Consider the following 23,143-nt stretch of genomic DNA (forward strand, 5'->3'; position numbering starts at 1 on the left):
TCGACCCTCACGCCGTTCGCTGCGGGGCGCCGGCCAGCGCTGCCGCGATCGCATCGCGGAGCGGCTTCGCACGATATCGGGCGTCATAGGGGCACGGGCGGCGCGGCGCCTTGTCCGCCCTGGGCTCGAACCCTTCGATCCAGCTGAAGCGGTCCGTCATGCCCCAGGCGACCACGTCCCGCAGCCGCGAATAGGAGAGGGTCACGTCGAGATAGGCCCGGGCATAGTCCGCCACGCCCCGGTCGCGGGCCTTGGCTTCGACGGGCAGGCCGTTGTCGCGCACGTCCAACTCGGTGACGAGCAGGCGATAGCCCATCGCCGTCACGGCATCGAGAAAGCGGCGCCAATCATCTTGCTGAGCAAGGATGCTCTTGTGCGTGTCGGGTCCCGAGGTGACGAGGTGCGACTGGATCCCGAGCGCATCGACCGGCGTGCCACGCCGGCGAAACCCCTCGAGCAAGCGGAGCACACCCGCACGATGCGTGGCGTTGCCCGGCTCCCAGCTCATATAGTCGTTGTAGACGAGCTCGGCGTGCGGCGCGGATGTGCGCGCGGTCCGGAACGCGAGGTCGATCGTCGCTTCGGTGCCGCCCATCGCCTGGCTGAGCGCGGTTTCCTCCAGCGCGCCGGTCTCGGGCGTCACGGCTTCGTTCACGACATCATAGCTCTGGATGCGCGTTTCGTAGCGGCGCGTCACCGCCTCGATGTGCTCCACAAGGATGCGCGCGGCCTCGGTGGCGGGACGCGCGCCGAAGTCGTGCGCCTCCACCCAGGCGGGCATCCACTTGCGGCGCTGCCACAGGAGATTGTGTCCACGCATCGCCATCCCGTTCTGCTCCGACCAGGCGAGCATGCGATCAAACGCGGCGAAGTCGAACTGGCCGGGGGCCGGTCCGACATGCTGCCACTTCATCTCGTTCTCGGCCACCAGCAGCCCGCAGTCGGTGCGGAGCAGCGCCGCATAGTCAGGGTTGGTGAACGAGCCCGTCCGGGGATTGGCCGACACCGCCGAACCGAAGCGCATGCCCTTGGTGCGCGCGATCGCATCGAGGCCGCGCGCCGGCGCGGCGCCGGCCGAACGCGGGCAGAGCGCCACCGCAGCCAGCAACCCGACCGCCTCTCGTCTCGTCGGCATCAGACCCATGGCATTCCTCCCTCACGAACGATCGCCCGGCACGATCAGCGTTAGGCGCCGCCGTCCAGATAGGCTGCCACCCACAGCAGCGGCGCGTTCCAGTTGATCGCGACCTCGTTCAGCGCATAGGCCGAGATATCGTCCTTCCAGCAGCGTTGGGGCGCGCACTTCCCCTTCATCGTCAGGGCGATCGGATCGCTCATCGATGTCGAGTTCGGCCCGCCCGAGACGACGCCGGGCGGCGGCCCGGGCAGCGACGGGTCCAGCTGGTGCGCCCAGAAACGGTGGTGCGGGTTCAGGAGAGGCCGCGCCCCGAAGCCGGAGACATAGCTCTGATCGAGCGGATTGCGGCCCAGCATGTAGTCCATCGCGTCGACCACGCCGACGCGATAGCGTGCCTCCCCGGTCAGGCCATGCGCCACTCCCAGGATCATCGCCCGGTTCAGGATCGAGGAGTTGGATCCCCAGGGATAGTCGAGCGTCGCATAGGGGATGCGGTAGCCGGACCGCTCCGTCTCCGCCAAAAAGCCGTCCGCCGCCGCGACAAGTGCGGCGCGGGCTCGCGCGGCATCAGCCTGGGGGATGCCCGGCGCCGTGGCGAGGGTGAACGTGCCGAGCGCGGCGACATTGCCCCAATTCGGCTCGCCGACCGGCGCGGACCGGGCAGGCATCGCCGCCAGCGCGTCGCCGTACACGGCCTCGCCCGTCGTCGCCCACAGCTCGGCGGTCGCCCAATAGAGTTCGTCCGACAGGTCATTGTCGCCGTAGCCGCCGCTGCCGGTGAAGCTGTTGGTCGCGTAGACCTGCGGATTGCGTAACGCTGCCCGATAGGCGCGTTTCGCCGCCGTCAGGCAGGTCGCCGAAAATGCCGGATCGACGCTCCGCCAGATTCGCGCGCACTGCGCCGCAACAGCTGCCAGGTTGAGCGTCGCACCCGTCGTCGGCGGGTAGAGCAGCCGGTCCTCCTTGTCCTTGTGCGGCGGCGTCGGAAGCGGGGTCCAGTTGCGATCTGCGACCTTCTGGTGCGCCATCCCCCCGGCATCGATGGTGCGAAGCGTCAGCGGGCCGGCTGACGGCAAGGGTCCGACGGGCACTTCCGCACGGACCCCATCGGGTATCTGCATGGCAAGCAGGAACCGCATCTCCCACCGTGCCTCGTCGAGGAGGTCGTTGATACGGTTGCCGGCTTCCGGCAAGCGGGCCCGCCCGTCCGCGAAGGTGAACCGGCCGCTGGCGGCCTGGCGCTCGTACAGGTTCTGCAGCGTCCAGAGCGAGATGCCGCCGTTGACGACATATTTGCCCTGGTCCCCCGCGTCGTACCAGCCGCCGGTCACGTCGAGCGTATAGCTGCAGCCGGGCCAGACGGTGCCGCGCTCGTCCGTGCCCCGGAAGCAGGTCGCGATCTCCCGGGGATGCCCGGCCGGCCGCGCCCACTGCGTTCCCCCGGCATAGCGCGCCTCGATCGGGACCCCTGCCCGGTTCTGGTAGAAGAAGTTGAGCGCGGCGGACGCCAGCGGCGCGTACAGCCCCGTCCGCACCGCAAAAGCGCGGCTGGTCTGATCGGAGATCCGGATGCGGTAGGTGCCGGGCTTCGTCACCTGATCGAAGCGGACGAGATGGACATTGTCGCCCGATGCGCGATCGGTCCCGACCACCGTCGTCTGCCCTGCGGCGGCCGTTTTCCCCTGCGCATCGAGCACCCGCCACCGGAGCGGCACGGTGGAGTCACTCGCAACGACCGCGCGCTTTACCGTATCCGGCAGGAAGCCGATCTGGTTCAGCCGGATCACGGGCCTGGCGTCGCCGGCAGCACCGATTGTTGATGCGGCAATTGCTGGCAGTACCAAGACGCGCAGATGGGCGGGGAGCAGCTTCAAGGTCGTCTCCGATAGATGCCTGCGGTGTAGCACTATTCCAGCGACCCGTAACGGAATACGTCAGGTGCTCTAACGGACGCGGCGCCACCTGCTTCCTACCTCGGAACGGCAGATTGAAGCTCTCGACTTGGTTCTTGCGCCAGCGATCAGCGCGGCATTTTCGAAACCAAGTTCATCTATTGGCGCACGTCTATCCAGCCGCGGTGGAGACGATCGTGCTACGGGGGGAGAGATAATGGCGGAGCGGGAGGGATTCGAACCCTCGATACGGTTTTGCCGTATACTCACTTTCCAGGCGAGCGCCTTCGACCACTCGGCCACCGCTCCGCATGCTCTGGAAAGCGGCCCGTACCGCGCGTTGCGCCGGGGCGCAAGGCTGATGCGCGTGCAGTTGCCAGCAGCCGCAGGCGCGTGGCACGCTGCGGGGTGATGCTGACCGCCCTTTTCTCGCTCGCCCTGCTCGGCACAATCTCCGCCGAGCCCGCACCCGGCCAGTCCGCGGCCCCCACACCACAGACGGCCGCCACGCCGCTCGCTGCGGATTGGCGACCGATCCCCGACGACGACGTGCTGGTGATGACGCTGGCCGGAGACCGGCGGGTTGTGATCCGGCTCGCGCCCGCAGCGGCGCCCGTCCACATCGCCAACATCCGCACGCTTGCACGGGCGCATTGGTGGGACCGGACCAGCGTCTACCGCGTCCAGGACAATTATGTCGCGCAATGGGGCGATGCGACCGAGACAAAGGCGCTGCCCACGGGTGTCGTCGCCAACCCGCCTGCCGAATATGGCATGTCCGCCCCGAAGCTCGCCGCTGAGCTGACCCGGGCGGACCCCTATGCCCGCCAGATCGGCTTCACTGCCGACGGTTGGCCGGTAGCCCGCGGCAGCTGGCTAGACCAGGGAGCGGAAGCGTGGCTGCCGCACTGCTATGGCATGGTCGGGGTCGGGCGGGACATGGCCCCGAGCACGGGCAGCGGGGCCGAGCTCTACGCCGTGATCGGCCACGGGCCGCGCCATCTCGATCGCAACATCGCGCTGGTGGGACGCGTGATCGAGGGGATCGAATATCTGTCGGCGCTGCCGCGCGGCACCGGCGACCTCGGCTTCTACAAGACCGAAGCGGAGCGTACCCCGATCCTGTCGATCCGGCTGGCGAGCGACATGCCGGCCACCGAGCGCCCGCGCTTCGACTATCGCGCTGCCGACAACCCGCGCTTTGCCGCCTATGTCCGCGATCGTGAGAACCGCCAGCCGCCGTTCTTCACGGTTCCAGCCGGTGGAGCCGACATCTGCAACGTGCCGCCGCAGGTCCGCCGCAGGCCCTGAGCAGCCACTCCGGCTACACCGCGCAGGCGCGCGGCAAGCCGGACCGTCTGTTGCGAGGGCGAGACGTCAGCGGCCGATCCAGTCGGCGACCTCGACCGCCACCTGGTTCGCTGCCTGGTTGATCGCGGGCGCAACCGTTTCCGCAGTGATCGTCGTCACCGGCACGCGTGCCTCGAAGCGACGCTTTTCCACCGCCTCGGGCCGGCCGACGCGGATCAGCGCCGCGTCGAAGGTGACGACCGCCTCGTTGGTGGTCGCATCCATGCCGAACGACCGGAGTTCGCCCGAGAGCTGCGAGCTCGGATCGACGCTCGCCTGCCGCAGGCTGAGGACCACCCGGCCGGTACGCGTCGTCACCGTATCGCTCAGCAACCGGGCGAACAGGCGCCCGGGCTGCTCGACCCACTGCGCATCCTTGACATAGGCGAGCGAGGTGTCGGTCGCGCGCACGGGAACGCGCGTCACCGCCAGCTCCTGCGGCACGCTCGGCACGGCGATCAGGATCGACTTGGCCGCGCCCGAATTCTGCGCATTGCCGACCGGCACCGCCTGCGAGGGCGTGAGGGTGAGCAGCGAGGGCGGTGGCTCCGCACCCAGGCGGATGCAGGCGGAAAGCGGCAGCAGCGCGAGAATGGCGAGCTTCTTCATGAATTCCCTCACTTGCCTTCGTAGTCGGGCAGCTTCTGGCGGCCGATGATCGAGCTGGCGCCCCCCTGGTCCACCCGCTCCGCCACCGCGGCGAGTGCCGTGGTCATCTGGCGCAGATCGGCAACCAGCTGGCCAACCTCGGGGACCGTCCGCTTGGAGAAGGTCTGCAGGCCGGGGCGGGCATCGCCGATCGCGTCGTTGAGCGTGTCGGCGCTGCGCTGTGCCGACTCGATGGTGCGGTTCAGGTTCTGGAGGGTCGGGCGCACGTCGTTCGCGAGCACGCCGTTGCTGGTTTCCGCCAGCTGGCCGATCTGCTCGGCGGCGACGCCCGCGCGCTGGATGGCGATGCGCGTCTCCGCGAGCGTCGCGGCGATCTCCGGCCCGCGATCCGCGAGCGCGTCGGTCAGGCGATTGGTGTTTTCCAGGATCGCAGCGATAGAATTCTGGTTGCGATCCGAGAGCAGCTCGGTCAGCCGCTCGGTGAGCGACGTCAGCCGCTCGAGCAGCCGCGGCGCGGAGCTCAGGATCGCGCCCAACCCACCGGGACGAGTCGGAATCACCGGCACGCCCATCGGGCAGGAGGTCTCCGGATGCACTTCGGGGCAGGCGATCGGCGGGGCGCCCTTCACCGCGCCGTCGAGCGCGATCTGGCTGACGCCGGTGAAGCCCACGCCCTGGATGGTGGCGGTGGTGCCCTCCAGGATCGGCACGCCCTCGTTGACCGCGATGCGGACGCGCACCAGCGAGGGGTCCGGCTTGAACAGGGCGATCTCCTTCACCTGGCCGGACGGCACGCCGGAAAAGGCGACGGGCGAACCCTTGTTGATGCCGTCCACCGCCTGCTTGAAGAAGATGTCGTACTCCAGTTCGGTCGCGCCGTTCACGCGCGCCAGCCAGACGGTGAAGATCGCCAGCACGGCGAGCAGGATCAGCACCACCGCGCCGACCAGGACATGGTTCGATCGGGTTTCCATCAGCCTCTCAAGCCCCCTGTGTCCGGCGCGCGTCCGCGCTGCCGGCGCTGGCCACCGCGGCACGTCCGCGGGGTCCTTTGAAATATTCCTGGATCCACGGGTGATCCAACGCGAGCAGTTCGTCGATCGTGCCGACGGCGATCACCTTCTTGTCCGCCAGAACGGCGACCCGATCGCAGATCGCATAGAGCGAATCGAGATCGTGGGTGATCAGGAACACGGTGAGCCCCAACGTGCGCTGGAGCGACCGGGTGAGGTCGTCGAAGGCCGCCGCACCGATCGGGTCGAGCCCGGCGGTGGGCTCGTCCAGGAACAGCAGGTCGGGGTCGAGCGCCAGCGCCCGGGCGAGGCCGGCACGCTTGCGCATGCCGCCGGACAGCTCCGCCGGATATTTCGGCGCGGCATCCGCCGGCAGGCCGGTCATGACGACCTTGTAGGTGGCGATCTGCTCCAGCAATGTCTCGCTCAGCCGCGGGTAGAATTCGCGCAGCGGCACCTGCACATTCTCCCCCACCGTCAGGGTGGAGAACAGCGCGCCGCCCTGGAACAGCACGCCCCAGCGCTTGCGGATCTCGACCGCCTCCGTCTCCTCGCGGTCGAGCGTCGATTCGCCGAAGACCGAGATCTCGCCCGCCGCCGGAGTCTGGAGGCCGATGACCGAACGCATCAGCACCGACTTGCCGGTACCCGATCCGCCGACGACGCCCAGGATTTCGCCGCGGCGCACGTCCAGGTCCAGCCCCTCGTGCACGACCTGCTCGCCGAACATGTTCTTGAGCCCGCGGACGCGGATCACAATGTCCTCGTCGGTCGTCATATCCAGCCGATCCGTTCGAAGAACACCGCGAAGAAGGCGTCGAGCACGATCACCAGGAAGATCGCCTGCACCACCGCAGAGGTCGTGCGCAGGCCGACCTGCTCGGCATCGCTTTCCACCTGCATGCCCTGGAAACAGCCGGAGATCGCGATGATCAGGCCGAACACCGGGGCCTTGATCAGGCCGACGTACAGGTCCGTGATCGGCACCACCTCACGCAGCCGCTGGATATAGGTGATCGGCGGGATGTCGAGCGTCGCCCAGCACAGGAGGCCGCCCCCGATGATCGCAATGAGCGAGGCGTAGAAGCCGACCAGCGGCATCATCAGCACCGCCGCCAGGGTGCGCGGCAGCACCAGCGCCTCCATCGGCGAGACGCCGATGGTGCGCATCGCGTCGATCTCCTCCGTCAGCTTCATGGTACCGAGCTGCGCTGCAAAGGCAGAGCCGGAGCGACCGGCGACCATGATCGCCGTCATCAGCACGCCCAATTCGCGCAGCGTGATGCGGCCGATCAGGTTGATCGTGAACACCTCGGCGCCGAACTGGCGCAGCTGGACCGCGCCCTGTTGCGCGATCACGATGCCGATCAGGAAGCTCATCAGCCCGACGATGCCGAGCGCCGAGACGCCGACGACCTCGAACCGCTGCACCGTCGCATTGTACCGAAAGCGCCGCGGGTGGCGGATCACGTTGCCGGCCGCGATCACCGTTGCGCCGAGAAAGCCGAGGAGGCCCAGCAGCGTGCGGAACGACAGCACCGTTGCCGTGCCGAGTTCGTCGAGCACCCGCGCCACGGGTGGCAGCGGCTTCGCCTTCTGCACGACGGGCTGGTCCGCCTCGCCCACTTGGTCGATCAGGTGCTGGCCGTCTTCGTCCAGCCCTTCGATCTTTGCGTCGTGGGCCACAGCGAAGCGGCGCACGATCCACGCGCCGACCGTGTCGATCCGCTGCACGTCGGAAAGGTCGATCCGGTCGACCGCGCCCTCGTGCCGATCCAAGCGCTCGGGAAGACTCCCGAGCCGCGCAAGCGTGAGTTCCCCGGTGAACCGCAGCACGCGCTGGTCCTGCGGATCAGGGGAAAAGTCGACGGCCACAGTCATCGCCATGCTCCATCGGCGATTTCCACTAGAACGGCAAGGCGCGAGCTTGCAGAGACGCAGCAATGCACCGTCTCGCAATCTACGACATGGACCGGACGATTACCCGTGCGGGTACCTGGACTCCCTTTCTTCTCCACACGCTCGAAGGCCGGCAGCGCTGGCGGGTGGCGCTGCTGCCGCTCGCGGTGCTGCTCGCGGCCGGCTATGCCGGAAAGCTCTACAGCCGGGGCCGGTTGAAGGAACTGACCCACCGGCTGATGCTGGGCCGCACCGTCCCGGCCGAGACGCTCAAGACGCTTTCGCACCGCTTTGCCGAGCGGACGCTCGAAAAAGGCGTTTTCGCGGATGCGGTGAAGCAGATCGAGGCCGATCGGGCCGAGGGGCGCACCCTGGTGCTCGCCACCGCCTCCTACCGCTTCTACGCGGCCGAGATCGCGGCACGACTGGGCTTCGATCATGTCATCGCGACCGATTCGAAGCTCAGCGAAGCCGGGGCGCTGCTGCCCCGCATCGACGGCGAGAACTGCTACGGTCCCGGCAAGCTGCGGATGATCGAGTCGTGGTATGCGGCCCAGGGCCTGCGGCGCGAGGATACCCAGGTCCGCTTCTACAGCGATCATGTGTCGGACGCGCCGGTGTTCGAATGGGCCGACGAGCCGGTGGCGGTCAATGCCCATGCGCCGCTGCGCCTGCTCGCCAAGGCACGGGGCTGGCGCATCCTCGACTGGGCAGCCTGAACCCGCATGCGCGGACCGCTCAGAGCAACACGTCGATGCTGTGGATGCACAGGCCGACGAGACCGCCCACGAGCGTGCCGTTGATGCGGATATACTGAAGGTCGCGGCCGACGGCATTCTCCAGACGACCGGTGATGGTGCGCGCGTCCCAGCCGCGCACCGTGTCCGACACCAGCCGCACGATCGCGTCCCCATAGTCGGCGACCATGCCGACGGCCGCACGGCGCACGAAGCGGTTGATGGTGCGTGCCAGCCGCGGATCGCGCTGCAGCGTCTCGCCCAGCTGGCGCAGCGCATCGCCCATGCCGCCCGCCATCGCCCGGTCCGGATCCCGCACCAGCCGCAGCAGCGCGGCGCGGCTGCGCTCCCACATGCCGTCCAGCCACCGCTGCAGCGCCGGGTTGCCGATCATGTCCTCCTTGAACTGCTCGACCCGCGCCTGGAGCGCCGGATCCGACTGAAGGTCGGCGGCAAGCTTGGCGAGCCCCTCCTCCGCCTTGGCGCGCAGCGGATGCTGCGAGTCGGCGGCGATGTCGTCGGCGAGCTTGCGCAGGCCGTCCAGGATCTTGTTGGCGAGGGTCTCGTCGAGCCCGGTCCAGCGCAGGATCGATCCGGCGCGGTCGTGCACCATCGCGCGGATGACCTGCTCGTTCGCCTCCACGGCGCGCGCCACGAAGCGGATCATGCCGTCGATCAACGGCACGTGGCGATCCTCGGCGATGGCGGCCTGGATCGCCTGCCCCAGCAGCGGTGCCACCTCCGTCGATCGCAGGCGATTGGCAATCGCACCCTTCACCATGCCGCCCAGCCGCTGCTGGTCGAACGACTGGATCAGGCTTGCGGCAAGGCGAGAGGCGCCATGGCGCAGGCGCCCTTGCCCGCCCACAGGATTGGCGAGCCAGCGGCCGACGACCGCCGCCACGTCCAGCCGCCGCATTCGCCGGGCGACCACATGGGCGGTCAGGAAGTTGTCGCGCAGGAAGATCGCCAACGTGTCGCCGATGCGGTCCTTGTTGCGGGGGATGATCGCGGTATGCGGCACCGGCAGCCCGAGAGGGTGCCGGAACAAGGCGGTCACCGCGAACCAGTCCGCCAGGCCGCCGACCATGGCCGCCTCGGCAAAGGCCTGGACGAAGCCCCATGCCGGATGCCGCGCCTCCAGCGCGCGCGAGGCAAGGAACAGCAGCGCCATCACCACGAGCATGGCGGTGGCGACGCGGCGCATGCGGGTGAGCGCGGGAGGGACGGCGCCTCCGGTTCCGGGAACGCGCGCGAACAGGGTCATGCGTGAAACAATCCCCGAAAGCGGGGAAGGTTCAAGCCGGTCGCCACATGCGGCGCGGTGGATGCGCCGGTATCCGCCAGCTTGACACGTCAGCAGCCCCGAAGCCGCCTCTCCATCGTCATGCTGAACTTGTTTCAGCATCCACCGCGTCTTAGCAGCCTCGCAGGTGGAAAGATGGACCCTGAAACAAGTTCAGGGTGACGGCTCATGGGAAGGGCTTCGGCGCGTGCGCTCGAACAGCCCCCACCGATCACTCGGCAGGAGCGGGCCCCTCCTGCCCCTTCCCCTGATAGCCGATGTGCCCGCCCGGCTGGTGATCGATGACCGGCTGGCCCGGCAACTCGTCACCCGGGCGATAGGTCAGCAGCCGCCGCGAAAGCCGCGGCCCGACCCAGCGTTCGACGCCCACCGCCAGGCTGAACGTCGCCGGCACGATCAGCAGCGTGAGCATGGTCGACAGCACCAGTCCGCCGATCACCGTGATGCTCATCGGGGACCTAAACGACGCGTCGCCGGTCAGCGCCAGCGCCGTCGGCACCATGCCCGCCACCATCGCGACCGTCGTCATGACGATCGGCTGCGCGCGCTTGTGCCCGGCGTCGAGGATGGCGGCGGACTTGTCGACGCCCTTGGCCATCTCCTCCAACGCGAAGTCGATCAACAGGATCGAGTTCTTGGCGACGATGCCGAGCAGCATCAGCAAGCCGATGTAGACCGCCATGGAGACCGGATGCCCGGTGACCCAAAGCGCCAGCAGCCCGCCCAGCGGCGCCAGCAGCAGCGAGCCGATGTTCACGAACGGCGGCATCAACCGCTTGTAGAGCAGCACCAGCACCGCCAGCAGCAGCAGCAGGCCCGAGATCACGGCGATGATGAAGTTCTGGATCATCTCCGTCTGCCACTTGGCCTGGCCGAGCGTCAGCTCGCGCACGCCGATCGGCAGGTTCTGCATGGTGGGCAGCGCATGGATTTGCTTCATGGCGTCGCTGTTGATGACGCCCGACGCCAGATCGGCCCCGACCACCAGCTGGCGCTGCTGGTCGACGCGCTCGATCTTGGTCGGGCCGGCGCCGAAGCCGATTTCCGCAACCACGCTGAGTGGCACCGATCCGCCGCTGCTGGTGGGCACGGGCAGGTTCTGGATCGTCGACAGCTGGGTACGCGAATCCTCTGACAGGGCGACCCGGATCGGGATCTGGCGGTCGGACAGCGAGAAGCGCGCGCTGTTCTGGTCGATGTCGCCCAGGGTCGCGATGCGGATCGCGTTGGAAAGCGCGCTGGTGGTGACACCCAGGCTGGCGGCCAGGTCGAGCCGCGGACGGATCACCAGTTCGGGCCGCTGCAGGTCGCCGCTGACGCGCGGGGCGACGATCGTCTTCAGCCCGGCCATCTCCTGGACCAGCTTGTTCGCCGTCTCGTTGAGCAGCACGGGATCGTCGCCGCCCAGCACGATCGAGAGGTCACGGTTGTTCGACCCCCAGCCGAATTGCGAGCGGAACGCCACGCGCGCATCGGGAATGGCGCTCAGGCGCGGCGCCAGGCCGCGCTCGAACTCGGTGCTGGTCATCTCGCGATCCTCGGCGAGCTCCACGCTCACCCGGCCGCTCCCGACCATGGTGGTCGAATAGGCCGAGGTGACGATCGGCTGTGCGCGAAGGATTTCCTCCACGTGCTTCACCACGCGCGCGGTCTGCTCCAGCGTGGTGCCCGGCACCATCTCGATCATCGCGGTCGAACGGTCGCGGTCCTGCGGCGGCTGGAAGGTCGCCGGCAGGATCGAGAACATGAACAAGGTGCCGGCAAAGGCGGCGACGCTCGCCACCACCGCCGTCCAGCGGTGCTTCAGGGTCCAGCGCAGCGTCCGCATATAGACGCGCATCGCCCAGCCATCGCCCTTCTCCACATGGCCGTGGCCCTTGAGGAAATAGGCCGCGATCATTGGCGTGATCATACGCGCGACGCCCAGGCTCATCAGCACCGCGGCGACGACGGTCAGGCCGAAGTTCTTGAAGAACTGGCCGGCAATGCCCGGCATCAGGCCGACGGGCAGGAACACCGCGACGATCGCCATGGTGGTGGCGAGCACCGCCAGGCCGATCTCGTCGGCGGCGTCGATCGACGCCTGATAGGCGGTTTTGCCCATCCGCATGTGGCGGACGATGTTCTCGATCTCCACGATCGCGTCGTCCACCAGCACGCCCGCCACCAGGCTGAGCGCGAGCAGCGTCATCTGGTTGAGCGAGAAGCCCATCAGATCCATGAACCAGAAGGTCGGGATGGCGGACAAGGGGATCGCCAGCGCCGAGATCAGCGTCGCGCGCCAGTCCCACAGGAACAGGAACACGATCACCACCGCCAGCACGGCGCCCTCGATCATCGCGTGGATCGCGGATTCGTACTGGATCTCGGTATATTTCACGCTGTCCGACAGCAGCGCGAAGCGCACCTGCGGATTGCGCTCCTCCAGCGCCTTCAGGCGCTTTTCCGCCTCGTGGAAGACGGTGACGTCGGACGCGCCCTTGGCCCGCTTGATGTCGAACGACAGCACGCGCCGGCCGTTGTAGGCGGCGGCTGAACGCTGCTCGGCATAGGCGTCGCGCACATTGGCGATGTCGGCCAGCCGCACGGTGCGGCCGTCGCCGAGCGCGATCTGCGTCTGCCCGAGTTCGTAGGCGGAGGCGGCGTTGCCCAGCACGCGCACCGACTGTTCCTGGCCGGCGATCTCGGCGCGGCCGCCGGCTGCGTTGATGTTCACCTGGCGCAGCGCCTGGTTCACTTGGCTGGCGGTGATCCCCATGCCCTGCAACTTAGCAGGATCCAGGATCACGCGGATTTCGCGGTCGACGCCGCCCACCCGCTCCACCGTGGACATGCCGTCGATCGACAGCAGTTCCTTGGCGACCGTGTTGTCCACGTACCAGCTGAGCTGTTCCTCGGTCATGTCGCTGGCGATGGCGGTCCAGCTGGCGAGGTCCTCGTCGGTGGTGTTGGCGCGGTAGATCTGCGGCTCGAGAATGCCTTCGGGCAGTTCGCTGCGGATTTGGTTCACCGCCTCGCGCACGTCCGTGACCGCGCGATCGATCGGTGTGCCGATGTCGAGCTGGACGACCGTGGTGGTGTTGCCTTCGCTGACTTCCGAATTGATCTCGTCGATGCCCTGAATGCTGCGCACCGCCGCCTCGACCCGCTGGGTGATCTGCGTCTCCAGCTCGGTGGGCGCGGCCCCCGGCTGGTTGATGACGACGATCACCACCGGGAATTCAATGTCCGGGTCCTGGTTGACGTCCATCCGCATGAAGCTGACCAGGCCCGCGATCGTCAGCGCAATGAACAGCACCAGCGGCGGGATGGGGTTGCGGATCGACCAGGCGGAGATGTTGCGGAAGCCCATGGCGTTAGCGTCCCGTCTTGCGCAGTGCCGGATTGACCTTCTGCCCGGGGTTCAGAAAAGCGCCCGCGCTCACCACCACCCGCTCGGTGCCGTTGAGCCCGTCGGCGACGGCAACGCCCGCGTCCGACACTTCGCCGACGGTCACCGCGCGCCGCTGCGCCTGATTCTTGTCGTCGAGAACATACACGTAATTGCCCTTGCCGTCGCTCAATACCGCCGACTCGGGAAGCAGCGGTGCGGCGCGGGCGCCCGACAGGATGCGCGCGGTGGCGAAGCCGCCGGGCCGCAACGCGGGGTCGTAGGACAGCGCGATGCGCACCGTGCCCTGGCGCCGATCGGGATCGATCACGGGCGAGACCTGCCACACCTCGCCGCGGAAGGTCCTGGTGGTGCCGACCGGCGTCACCTCGGCCGGAACGCCCACGGTCATGCGGGCGATGTCCGCCTCGGAAAGCTGGGCCCGCATCTCCATCTGTCCGCCCATCGCCATGCGGAACAGCGTGCCGCTGCCCGAGGAGACGATCTGTCCCGGCTCGACGGTGCGGGTCAGCACCAGTCCGGCCGCAGGCGCGCGAATGTCGAGCCGGCGGTTGCGCGCCTGGGTCTCGGCAAACTGCGCTTCGGCGACGCGGACCCGTGCTTGGGCAGCGTCGCGAGTCGCGGTCTTGCGGTCGATGTCGGCCTTGGAGACGAAACCGCGGCCGAGCAGCTGCTGCGAGCGATCCAGCTCGGTCTGGGCGATGCGCGCGTCAGCCCGCGCGACCCGCACCTGAGCCGCCAGCGATTCGGCCGTCTGCGCCTGGACCGAACGATCCACCGTTGCGAGGACCTGCCCTTCGCGCACCCAGCTGCCGGGCTCGACCAGCACGCGCGTGACTTCGCCGCCCTCGCCGGCGACGCCGATCGGCATCTCGCGACGTGCGGCAAGCGAACCGGTTCCGGTGACGACCGTCTGGATCGATTCCCGCCCGGGCACCATCACACTGACGGTCGGCACCTGCGAATCGCTCGTCGGCGGCGCACCGGCCGCGGCTGCGCCCTCCTCCTCGCCGCGACCGAACGCGAACCAGCCGACCAGCACAAGCAGCAGCAGGATTGCGGCAGCGATGATCCATTTGCGGCGGCGGCGCACCGGCGCCTCCGGCCCGCTCAGCTGAGGGCGATCCTCCCCATCGATCGCCTTCGCCTCATACTCCATCTACGCCCACTCCCCCGACCGGCTGTCTGCATTACTGTGTTATAGTAATAGGGCACCCACCTCAAGGGCATCCGGTCGCCGGGGATTGCCCGCTGGCACGGCCGCTCGCAAGTGAAACCGGCGTTCAGCTTGCGTTGTCGTGCGAAGAGGCAGGAGAAGACCACCACCGGGGCGCCGCCCCCCAAAGTTCTTGTGGAGAAAAACCTCGATGCGCAGCCTTCCTGTTCTCGCCGCCGCTCTGGCCACGGGCATTGCCGGGATCGCGGTGCCGGCCGCCGCACAGCAGGTCGCCCCTGCGCCGGTGTTGCTCGATGCCACGCTGCTGGACGTGGTCGCCCAGGGGAAGGCGACGCGCGTCCCCGACGTGGCGACGTTGCGGGCGGGTGTCGTGACCCAGGCCGCGACCGCTGCGGCCGCCCTTCAGGAAAATTCCACCCGCATGAACCGCGTCGTGGCCGCCCTCCGCAAGGCCGGCGTCGCCCCGCGTGACATCCAGACCGCCCAGATCGGGCTCCAGCCGCAGTATCGCTATGCGGAGAACGTGCCGCCGGTAATCACGGGCTATCAGGCATCCAATCAGGTGTCGGTGCGGTTCCGGGACATTGCGAAGAGCGGCGCCATCCTCGACGCGCTGGTGGCCGAGGGCGCCAACCAGATCCAGGGACCCGATCTCTCGGTCGACGCCGCCGACCAGGCGCTCGACGAGGCACGGGCGGATGCCATCGCCAAGGCGCGCGCGCGCGCCGAACTCTATGCCAAAGCCGCGGGGCTGCGCGTCGACCGCATCCTGACCATCGCGGAAGGCGATGTGCCCTCCGCGCCGCCGCCGGTGATGGTCCAGGCTCGCATGGCGTCCGTGGCTGCCGATTCGACGCCGATGGCCGCCGGCGAGCAGGACATCACCGCAACCGTGACGGTCCGCTTCCTGCTCCGCTGATCGCCTGCGCGGCACATAGAAGAAGGGCCGCCCCGGAAGGGACGGCCCTTTTCTTTGGATCCGGAGATCGTCGCTGTTTTAGCGAACGGTTCCGCGACGGACCAGGTTCACGATCGCCAGCAGGATGATCGCGCCGACGAGCGAGGTGATGAACGACGTCACCGTGATACCGTCGTTGATGTTCGCGCCGAAGATCAGCGACGCAATGAACGCGCCGATGATGCCGACCACCACGTTCAGAATGATTCCCTGCTGTGCGTCAGTCCGCATGACCATGCTGGCCAGCCAACCCACGACACCGCCAACGATAAGCCAAATAATGACGCCCATTGTACTCGTCCCTCCGTTTCGACCGCCTGTCGGGTCTGTTGAAGCTAGGACTCGCAAGCCGGCGGAAGGTTCCGGCGCCGTCACGAATATTGGCGGTCGTGTGGCGCCGGCGGTGGCAGTCTAGAACAGGGTCCAGAGCGGATTGGCGGGGTCGGCCAGCAACTTGATCGTCAACGCCGCGGACATGAGCACCAGCAGCGGGCGGATGCCGCTGCCGCCGAAGCGGATCGCCAGGCGGGCGCCCAGCTGGTTGCCCGCGACGTTCGCCGCCGCCATCACCGCCCCCAGCTGCCACAGCACATGGCCCCCGGCCACCATCGCGATCAGGGCGGCGACGTTCGTCGACAGGTTGAGCAGCTTGGTGTTGGCGATCGCGCGCACCAGCCCCAGGCCGCCCAATGCCACCAGCGCCAGCGTCAGGAAGGATCCGGTGCCGGGACCGAAGAAGCCGTCGTAGAAGCCGATTCCTGCGACGATCAGGGTGATGCCCGCTCTGCCCATCCGCGCGTGGCGATCCACCTGGCTCATGGGTGGCGCGAGCAGGAAATAGAGGCCCATCGCGATCAACAGCACCGGCATGAACGCAGCGAGGAACGCGGAGCTGATGTGCTGCACGGCGGTCGCGCCCAGTGCCGATCCGGCAAAGGCGGCGGCGGCCGGCACCGCGAACTGGCGCAGGTCGACATGGCCCGCCCGCCAGAAGGTGTGGAAGGCGGACGCGGTGCCGATCGTGCTTTGCAGCTTGTTGGTGGCAAGCGCCGCCACCGGTGGCACCCCGGCCGCCATCATCGCCGGCAGCGTCAGCAACCCGCCCCCGCCCGCCAGCGCGTCGATGGTGCCGGCAAGGAAGGCGATGGCGGCGAGGAAGGCAAGCGTTTCGGCGGCGAACTCCATACGCCGCGCTTAGGCGCAGGTGGCGGTGGAGGCCAGCGGGTCCGGCCTTCACCAGACCTTCGCGAAACGCACGCTGGCCCGGAGCAATGGACGTATGCCCCCGCCGGCAGGGATCCAGGGCCCAGCAGAGCACCGGCGATAGCGCCAGAGCCCTGGGGCCTTTTCGGGAGTACGGCAGGTGTTGCGGGCGCCTTTCGGATCGCGCACCTTAATGAAAATCGTACGAGCGGATCGGAATCACGTCCTCGGGGGCGCAGCCGGTGCGGAACGGCGGGTGGTAGTGAGTGCGCGGCTTCCACACCGCCGGCGGCTTGGCGTCGCGCGGGTCGGGGCCGCTGCCATGGGTGGCGCCATCGCCGCGGCCGGTGAGGCGCGGCAGCTCGAGGTCGCCGATGCTCCGCAGCATCGGGGTGCGATCCACCACCCGGTCGGTGATGACATGGATCACCTCGCCCTCCCGCTGCACCCGGCCGACGATCGACACCATCGCCGCCGACATGACGGTGCGGCGCTGCTTCTCGAACCGGTCCGGCCACAGGATCGCGTTGGCGACCCCGGTCTCGTCCTCGATGGTGATGAACAGCACGCCCTTGGCGCTGCCCGGCTTCTGGCGGACCAGGATCACGCCCGCCACCTCGACCCGCCGCCCGTCCTTGAGCGAGCCGAGCGCCTTGCACGGGACGACGCCCTCGCCCTCCAGTTCGCCACGCAGGAAGGTGAGCGGGTGGGCGCGCAGCGACAGCTGGGTGGCGCGGTAATCCTCCACCACCTCGCGCCCGGCGGTGAGCGGCTCCAGCGTAACCGGCGCCTCCGCCACTTCCGGCGTCAGCCCGCCCGCGCGCGCGTCGGCCGCGGCGAACAGCGGCAGCGGCGCCGCCGCCAGCCCCTTGATCGCCCATAGCGCCTGCCGCCGGTCGAGCCCCAGCGCCTGGAACCCGTCGGCGCGCGCGATCTTTTCCAGCGCCGCAAGCGGCACGCCCGACCGCCGCCACGCATCCTCGACCGAGGTGAACGGCGTTGCACCGCGCGCCATCACCAGCCGTGCGGCATCGCCGTTGGACAGGCCGTGCACCACCTTGAACCCCAGCCGCAGCGGCAGGCGCATCGCGGCCGCTGCCTCCGGTTCCAACGTCTCCGGCGACGCCCCCAGCAGCCGCGTGTCCCAGCGGCTGTCGTTGATACACACCGGCCGTACCTCCACGCCATGCTCGCGCGCGTCGCGGACGATCTGCGCGGGCGCGTAGAAGCCCATCGGTTGCGCGTTGAGCAGCGCCGCGCAGAACACGTCGGGATGGTGGCACTTCATCCACGACGAGGCATAGGCGATCTTGGCGAAGGAGGCGGCGTGGCTCTCGGGAAAGCCATAGCTGCCGAAGCCCTCGATCTGCTTCACCAGCCGATCGGCGAAGCCTTCGGAGATGCCGTTCTTGTTCATGCCGGCGATCAGCTCCTCGCGAAACTGGCCCACGCCTTGCGTATATTTGAACGTTGCCATCGCCTTGCGCAGCTCGTCGGCGCGCGCAGGCGTGAAGCCGGCGCCCTCGATCGCGACCTTCATCGCCTGTTCCTGGAACAGCGGCACGCCCAGCGTCTTTTCCAGCACCGCCTTCAGCCGCGGGCTCGGATAGTCGAACTCGATGTCGGGGTTGCGCCGCTTCTGCTCGCGCCGCTTGAGATAGGGGTGCACCATGTCGCCCTGAATCGGGCCGGGGCGGACGATCGCGACCTGAATCGCGATGTCGTAGAAGGTCTCGGGCAGCATCCGCGGCAGCATCGCCATCTGCGCGCGGCTCTCGATCTGGAAGACGCCCAGCGTGTCGGCGCGCTGGATCATCGTAAAGGTGGCCGGATCCTCCTTCTGCAGCTCGGGCGAGGCGAGCGTCAGCGCCAGCCCCTTGTGCTCGCCCAAGAGGTCGAACGCGCGCCGCATGCAGCCGAGCATGCCGAGGCCGAGGATATCGACCTTCATGAAATTGAGTTCCTCGATATCCTCCTTTTCCCATTCCACCACCCAGCGATCGGCCATGGCGGCGGGCTCTACGGGCACCAGCCCATCGAGCCGGTCGCGCGCGAGCACGAAACCGCCGGGATGCTGCGACAGGTGGCGGGGCGTGCCGATCAGCTCGCGCGCCAGCTCCAGCGTCAGCGCCAGCCGCGGATCGGAACGGTCGAGGTTGAGCGCATCGACATGCGCGTCGGCCACGCCCTCGCTCGACCAGCCCCACACTTGGCCGGCGAGCGCACCCGTCATGTCCTCCGGCAACCCGAGCGCCTTGCCGACCTCACGTACCGCGCCGCGTGCGCGAAAGCGGCTGACCACCGCGGTCAGCGCGGCATGGTCGTGGCCATAAGTCTGGTAGATCCACTGGATCACCTCCTCGCGCCGCTCATGCTCGAAGTCGACGTCGATGTCGGGCGGTTCGCCGCGATTGGGGGAAATGAATCGCTCGAACAGCAGCTGGTGCTCGACCGGGTCGATCGAGGTGATGCCGAGCACATAGCAGATCACCGAATTGGCCGCCGAGCCCCGCCCCTGGCACAAAATGTCCTGCGCGCGGGCATAGGTGACGATCGAATTGACGGTCAGGAAATAGGCCGCATAGTCCATCAGCCTGACCTGCTCGAGCTCATACTCCAGCTTGTCGATGTAGCGTTGGTCCGGCCGGCCGTGGAACGGCGGCTGCTGGAACAGCGCGTCCAGTGCCTTGCGCGCCAGCTGCTCCAGGGCTTCCTGCGGCGTCCGGCCGTGCATCACGATCTCGTCGGGATAGCGGTAGCTCAGTTCGGTCGGCGAGAAGGTGCAGCGCTCGACGATCGCCGCGCCGGCGTGGATCGCCTCCGGCAGATCGGCGAAGCGACGCTCCATCGTCTGGGGCGGCACGAAGCAGCGATCGGCTGAACGCTCCCGACGCAATCCCAGGTCGTCGATGGTGCATTTGCAGCGGATCGCCGTCACCACGTCCTGCAGCATACGGCGTCCGGGCTCGTGGTAGAGCACGTCGCCGGTGGCGAGCGGCCGCAAGCCGAAGCGCGCGGCCTCCTCGGCCGTGCGATGCAGCCGCAGCCGGTCTCCGGGCCGGCGGTGATAGGTCAGGCAGACATGGCCGCGGTCCGACCCGAACAGGTCGGCCATCCAGCGCAGCTCCTCCTCGCGCACGCCGTCGATGCCGGGCACGAGCGATCCGACCAGCCCCTGCGTATCGGCCAGATCGTCCCAATGGAGGAAGCACTGCCCCTTTTCGCCGTGCTGCGGATCGGCGCGCTTCTTGCCCAGCGTCAGCAACCGGGTGAGCCGCGACCAGCCCGCCAGATCCTCCGGCCACACCAGCAGCGACGCGCCGGAGACGAGGTCGAGCCGGCACCCGGCCACAAGGCGGATGGGGTTGCCCTGCGCGCTCACCTCACGCGCGGCGACCAGCGAGCGGACGATGCCCGCCACCGAATTGCGGTCGGTGATGCCGAGTGCCGGCATGCCCATTTCGGACGCGGTGCCGAACAGCTCCTCCGCCGACGACGCACCGCGCAGAAAGGAGAAGTGGGTGGTGACCTGAAGCTCCGAATAGGTCATGCGAACATGCCCTGGAGCCACCAGCTGAGGTCGCCCGTCTCCCCACGCAAGCCATCGCCGCTACGGTACAGCCAGAAGCGATGGCCGTGCTCGTCCTCCACCCGGAAATAGTCGCGCACCGCATCGCGCTCGGCCGGGCGGCGCCACCATTCGCCCGCGATCCGTTCCGGTCCGTCGGCATGCACCACCACATGGGGCACCCCGCGCCAGGTGAAGCGCCGCGGCGGCTGGTCGGGCAATTCGGCCATGACATGATCGAGCCGCTCGGGCCGGCGCAGCACGCGCACCGGACGCGGCCAGCGCAGGTGCCAGGGGTGGTCGGCCTCGCGACCGTCGAGCCGGCGGACGTCGTCCTCGCGCAGCTGCGCCGCGGGTGTATCGGTGGGGTCGAGCGGCGCCACCCGCGTGGATGCGCGTTCGGGCACATCGCTTTCCACCGGGACCACCCGCCACATGCGCTGCGCGCCGATGCGGTTGACGATCTGGTCGACCAGCGGCCCCAGGTCCGGCGGCGTGTCCTCGACCAGCGCGGCACCCAGCGTCTCCGCGCCCAGCGGCTCGGCGCGGCGCACGTGCAACGCCATGGCGTCGATGCCATAGCCGGGCTCCACCGTCTCGATCCGCCGCCCCAGCAGTCGCAACAAATGCTCGGAGTCGCGGCTGGCACGCGCGAGCCCGATGCGCAGCCGCTGCGGCACGCCGTCGACGCGATCGAGCACCAGTTCCACCTGGCGTGCGCCCAGCCCGGCTTTCCGCAACACCGCCACCAGCCGGGGCACCAGTTCGCCCAGCCAGTGCGCGATCGCCTCTGCGGTGGCGATCGGCTCGGCGAAGCGCTGGCGGACCTGAACGCGCTCCGGCGGCACCACCGGATCGAGCGGTTCGGCACGCGCCCCCAGCGCCTGGTCCAGCCGGGCGAGCACCGCATCGCCGAACCGCCGGGCCAGCTGCCCGCGAGGGAGCGCCCGCAGCTGGCCGATCGTCGTCACGCCCAGTCGGGCGAGCAGCTCGATCGCGCTTTCCGGAAGCCGCAACAGCCCGACCGGCAGCGGGTCCAGCGCCTCGGCTTGGGCACCGGGCGGGCAGATCCGCACCACTGCCCCACCCTGCCGGGCCAGCGCCCAGGCGGCACCGGCCGTATCGGCAATGCCGACGCAGGCGTTGACGCCATGCCGCGCGAGCAGGCGCACCAGCCGCAGTGCCATGCGCACCTCGCCGCCATGCAGGTGCGCGACCCCGGTGAGGTCGAGCAGCAGCCCGTTGGGATCGGACAGGTCGACCACCGGCGTCCAGCGGCGCGCGAGCAGCATCGCCAGCCGGCGCAGATCGGCCCGGTCGCCCGCCGGATCGGCATCGCGCACCTGAAGTTCGGGCACCTGCGCGCGTGCCTGGGTGAGCGCCATGCCCGGCCGCAGCCCCAGCGCCTGCGCCGCCGGAGACGCCGCCGCGATCGCCACGCGTCCTCCCTGGCGGGCAACGGTGACCAGCGCTACCACATCCCGCACCGGGGCGAGTCTACCGGGCACTTCCTCCACGCACACCCGCGCGACCAAGTCGCCGAGCGTGCGTCCGGTCTGGAAGAATCGGCCCGCGGCGGCATAGCCCGCGATCGGCTCGCGGCCGTGCGCGTCCGGGTGCGGCCCCTCGCCCGGATATTGCACTGCCGGCATCGCCGCCATCTGCGCCAGCGTCGGCCGGTCCGATCGGGGGAACGCCTGCGGCTGGGCGAGTGCGTGATGGCTGCACCCGCCCTCGTCCGGCGGCATCGCTTTGAACGGATGGTCCATCACCTCCGACCGCCGGCTGAGCTCGCGGAACGGCGGCTGCTGGTGCAACGGCAGCGCCGCGATCGCGCGGTCGACCGCCTCGGCATCTGCGGCCCAGGCGGCGGATGCGGGCGAAGCATCGAGCGGACGGCCCTGGCGGTGGACGTCCTTGAACGGCCCCTCTGCCTTGAAAGGATGGTCGGCGGCCACGCTGGTGCGGCCCAGCTCCCGCTGCGGCGGGCGCTGGTGCGTGGGCAGCTGCTCGATCGCAGCCTCCACCTCGGCCCGTGCCCAGCGCGCACCGGGGCGCCAGCCGCCCTCTTTGGGCACCGAGCACTGGCTGGCGCGTTCGGCCTCGGCCACGCGGCCGATCGCAGCGAAGGCGGAGCCCGAGCGTCCCGCTTCAGGCGGCGCGACGGTTCGCTCTGCCTGCCGCAGCCGGTCGATCGGCCAGTCGGGCAGGAAGAGCGCAGCGACCCGTTTCATCGCATGCCTCCACGGTCCAGTCGCGGGGCTCGCCCCCCTTTTGGCGGACGAGCGAGAGTTTCCAGCGGGCGCGGCCGACGCCGGCCACCGGCAGCGGCGTGGAGGGGGCCGACGCCACCCGCCAGCGCGTCGCTGCGGCCGAGGGCACCGCCAGCGGATCGGCGCCTGCGCGCCCATGCCGGCGCAGCAGCAGCGCGATGGTGCGCCCGCCCTCCGCCGCCAGCTGCAACCGGCGGGTGGCGGTCATGGGCACGCGCTTGGCCTCGCCGATCACGGCGCCCAGCCCCCGGTGGCGCAGCCCCTCCTCCATTAGCTGGAGCAGCTCGGCATCGTCGGCAGCCTCGGCATAGAGCACCCGGTGCGGCCCAAGCCCCACCTGCGCGAGCCCCGGCGCGAACAGGTCGCGGCGGCGCACCACCCACAGCACGGGCCCCCAGGCGCGCGCGGCGATTCCGGCCAGGAACAGCGTCGCCGCGCAATCGTCGGCCATGTCCGGCCCGGCACCTGCCACCTCGTGCAACGCATCGAGCGCGAGCCCCCCTCCGGCCAGCATCTCGTCGAGCGCCGGCACGCCGAACGGCAGCACCTCGCGCCGGCGATAGCGGCCGCATTCGATGGCGCGCAGCTGCGCGCGCAAGGCGTCCAGGACAGGGGCTTGAGCTTGGGTC

The 23,143-nt window shown here is 69.1% G+C and carries 17 protein-coding genes and 1 tRNA gene; 3 read left to right on the forward strand and 15 right to left on the reverse strand.

What is annotated here, in order from left to right; all coding sequences use genetic code 11:
• Positions 1-7 precede the first annotated feature (7 nt).
• The 3 genes from EDF69_RS01540 to EDF69_RS01550 all read right to left on the reverse strand — a co-directional run bounded on the left by EDF69_RS01540 (position 8) and on the right by EDF69_RS01550 (position 3,339).
• Positions 8-1,135 carry an endo-1,4-beta-xylanase gene (locus EDF69_RS01540; protein ID WP_132884179.1) on the reverse strand — a complete coding sequence of 376 codons (1,128 nt, stop codon included), beginning with the start codon at positions 1,133-1,135 and terminating at the stop codon, positions 8-10.
• A gap of 50 nt (positions 1,136-1,185) precedes the next feature.
• Positions 1,186-3,012: a glycoside hydrolase family 9 protein gene (locus tag EDF69_RS01545; protein WP_239555237.1), complete on the reverse strand. Its 1,827-nt coding sequence runs from the start codon at positions 3,010-3,012 to the stop codon at positions 1,186-1,188.
• Positions 3,013-3,248: 236 nt separating this feature from the next.
• Positions 3,249-3,339, reverse strand: a tRNA-Ser gene (locus tag EDF69_RS01550).
• A 102-nt stretch (positions 3,340-3,441) separates the two neighbouring features.
• On the opposite strand from EDF69_RS01550, the gene EDF69_RS01555 reads away from it, so the two are divergent.
• Positions 3,442-4,341: a peptidylprolyl isomerase gene (locus EDF69_RS01555; protein ID WP_132884180.1), complete on the forward strand. Its 900-nt coding sequence runs from the start codon at positions 3,442-3,444 to the stop codon at positions 4,339-4,341.
• 66 nt (positions 4,342-4,407) lie between these two features.
• Here the strand turns inward: EDF69_RS01555 and EDF69_RS01560 are convergent, their stop codons facing one another.
• Genes EDF69_RS01560 through EDF69_RS01575 form a run of 4 tightly spaced genes read right to left on the reverse strand, consistent with a single transcriptional unit; the run spans position 4,408 to position 7,883 of the window.
• Complete coding sequence (locus EDF69_RS01560; protein ID WP_132884181.1) at positions 4,408-4,989, reverse strand: ABC-type transport auxiliary lipoprotein family protein; 582 nt, start codon at positions 4,987-4,989, stop codon at positions 4,408-4,410.
• An 8-nt stretch (positions 4,990-4,997) separates the two neighbouring features.
• A complete protein-coding gene (locus tag EDF69_RS01565; protein ID WP_132884182.1) occupies positions 4,998-5,963 on the reverse strand; it encodes an MlaD family protein in 966 nt (321 codons plus the stop codon).
• Between the two features lie 7 nt (positions 5,964-5,970).
• Entirely contained in the window at positions 5,971-6,780 is an 810-nt protein-coding gene (locus tag EDF69_RS01570) for an ABC transporter ATP-binding protein (protein WP_132884183.1), read from the reverse strand.
• Positions 6,777-7,883 (reverse strand): ABC transporter permease, encoded by a 1,107-nt coding sequence (locus EDF69_RS01575; RefSeq protein ID WP_425336569.1) that lies wholly within the window; start codon positions 7,881-7,883, stop codon positions 6,777-6,779. Before EDF69_RS01575 ends, EDF69_RS01570 begins: the two co-directional genes overlap by 4 nt.
• A gap of 62 nt (positions 7,884-7,945) precedes the next feature.
• Between EDF69_RS01575 and EDF69_RS01580 the strand changes: the two genes are divergently transcribed.
• Positions 7,946-8,620, forward strand: coding sequence for an HAD family hydrolase (locus EDF69_RS01580; RefSeq protein ID WP_132884185.1), 675 nt, complete (start codon positions 7,946-7,948; stop codon positions 8,618-8,620).
• A 19-nt stretch (positions 8,621-8,639) separates the two neighbouring features.
• Here the strand turns inward: EDF69_RS01580 and EDF69_RS01585 are convergent, their stop codons facing one another.
• From EDF69_RS01585 to EDF69_RS01595, 3 genes are all read right to left on the reverse strand, one after another.
• The gene (locus EDF69_RS01585; protein ID WP_239555239.1) at positions 8,640-9,905 is read right to left on the reverse strand and encodes a DUF445 domain-containing protein; all 1,266 of its coding nucleotides are present in this window, start codon (positions 9,903-9,905) and stop codon (positions 8,640-8,642) included.
• Positions 9,906-10,155: 250 nt separating this feature from the next.
• A complete protein-coding gene (locus EDF69_RS01590; protein ID WP_125959434.1) occupies positions 10,156-13,296 on the reverse strand; it encodes an efflux RND transporter permease subunit in 3,141 nt (1,046 codons plus the stop codon).
• 4 nt (positions 13,297-13,300) lie between these two features.
• Positions 13,301-14,494: an efflux RND transporter periplasmic adaptor subunit gene (locus tag EDF69_RS01595; RefSeq protein ID WP_132884186.1), complete on the reverse strand. Its 1,194-nt coding sequence runs from the start codon at positions 14,492-14,494 to the stop codon at positions 13,301-13,303.
• 208 nt (positions 14,495-14,702) lie between these two features.
• On the opposite strand from EDF69_RS01595, the gene EDF69_RS01600 reads away from it, so the two are divergent.
• Complete coding sequence (locus tag EDF69_RS01600; protein WP_132884187.1) at positions 14,703-15,431, forward strand: SIMPL domain-containing protein; 729 nt, start codon at positions 14,703-14,705, stop codon at positions 15,429-15,431.
• Positions 15,432-15,509: 78 nt separating this feature from the next.
• Here EDF69_RS01600 and EDF69_RS01605 read toward each other — a convergent pair whose 3' ends face one another.
• The 5 genes from EDF69_RS01605 to EDF69_RS01625 all read right to left on the reverse strand — a co-directional run bounded on the left by EDF69_RS01605 (position 15,510) and on the right by EDF69_RS01625 (position 23,028).
• Positions 15,510-15,761, reverse strand: coding sequence for a GlsB/YeaQ/YmgE family stress response membrane protein (locus EDF69_RS01605; protein WP_125959437.1), 252 nt, complete (start codon positions 15,759-15,761; stop codon positions 15,510-15,512).
• Between the two features lie 120 nt (positions 15,762-15,881).
• Entirely contained in the window at positions 15,882-16,655 is a 774-nt protein-coding gene (locus EDF69_RS01610; RefSeq protein WP_125959438.1) for a TSUP family transporter, read from the reverse strand.
• A 208-nt stretch (positions 16,656-16,863) separates the two neighbouring features.
• On the reverse strand, positions 16,864-20,223 hold the full coding sequence (locus tag EDF69_RS01615; protein ID WP_132884188.1) for an error-prone DNA polymerase: 3,360 nt from the start codon (positions 20,221-20,223) through the stop codon (positions 16,864-16,866).
• On the reverse strand, positions 20,220-22,475 hold the full coding sequence (locus EDF69_RS01620) for a DNA polymerase Y family protein (RefSeq protein WP_239555241.1): 2,256 nt from the start codon (positions 22,473-22,475) through the stop codon (positions 20,220-20,222). The genes EDF69_RS01615 and EDF69_RS01620 overlap by 4 nt, the downstream gene beginning before the upstream one ends.
• Positions 22,393-23,028, reverse strand: a complete 636-nt coding sequence (locus EDF69_RS01625) for an ImuA family protein (RefSeq protein WP_239555584.1) — start codon at positions 23,026-23,028, stop codon at positions 22,393-22,395. Before EDF69_RS01625 ends, EDF69_RS01620 begins: the two co-directional genes overlap by 83 nt.
• Positions 23,029-23,143 lie beyond the last annotated feature (115 nt).

Source organism: Sphingomonas sp. JUb134 (genome assembly GCF_004341505.2).
GTDB lineage: Bacteria > Pseudomonadota > Alphaproteobacteria > Sphingomonadales > Sphingomonadaceae > Sphingomonas.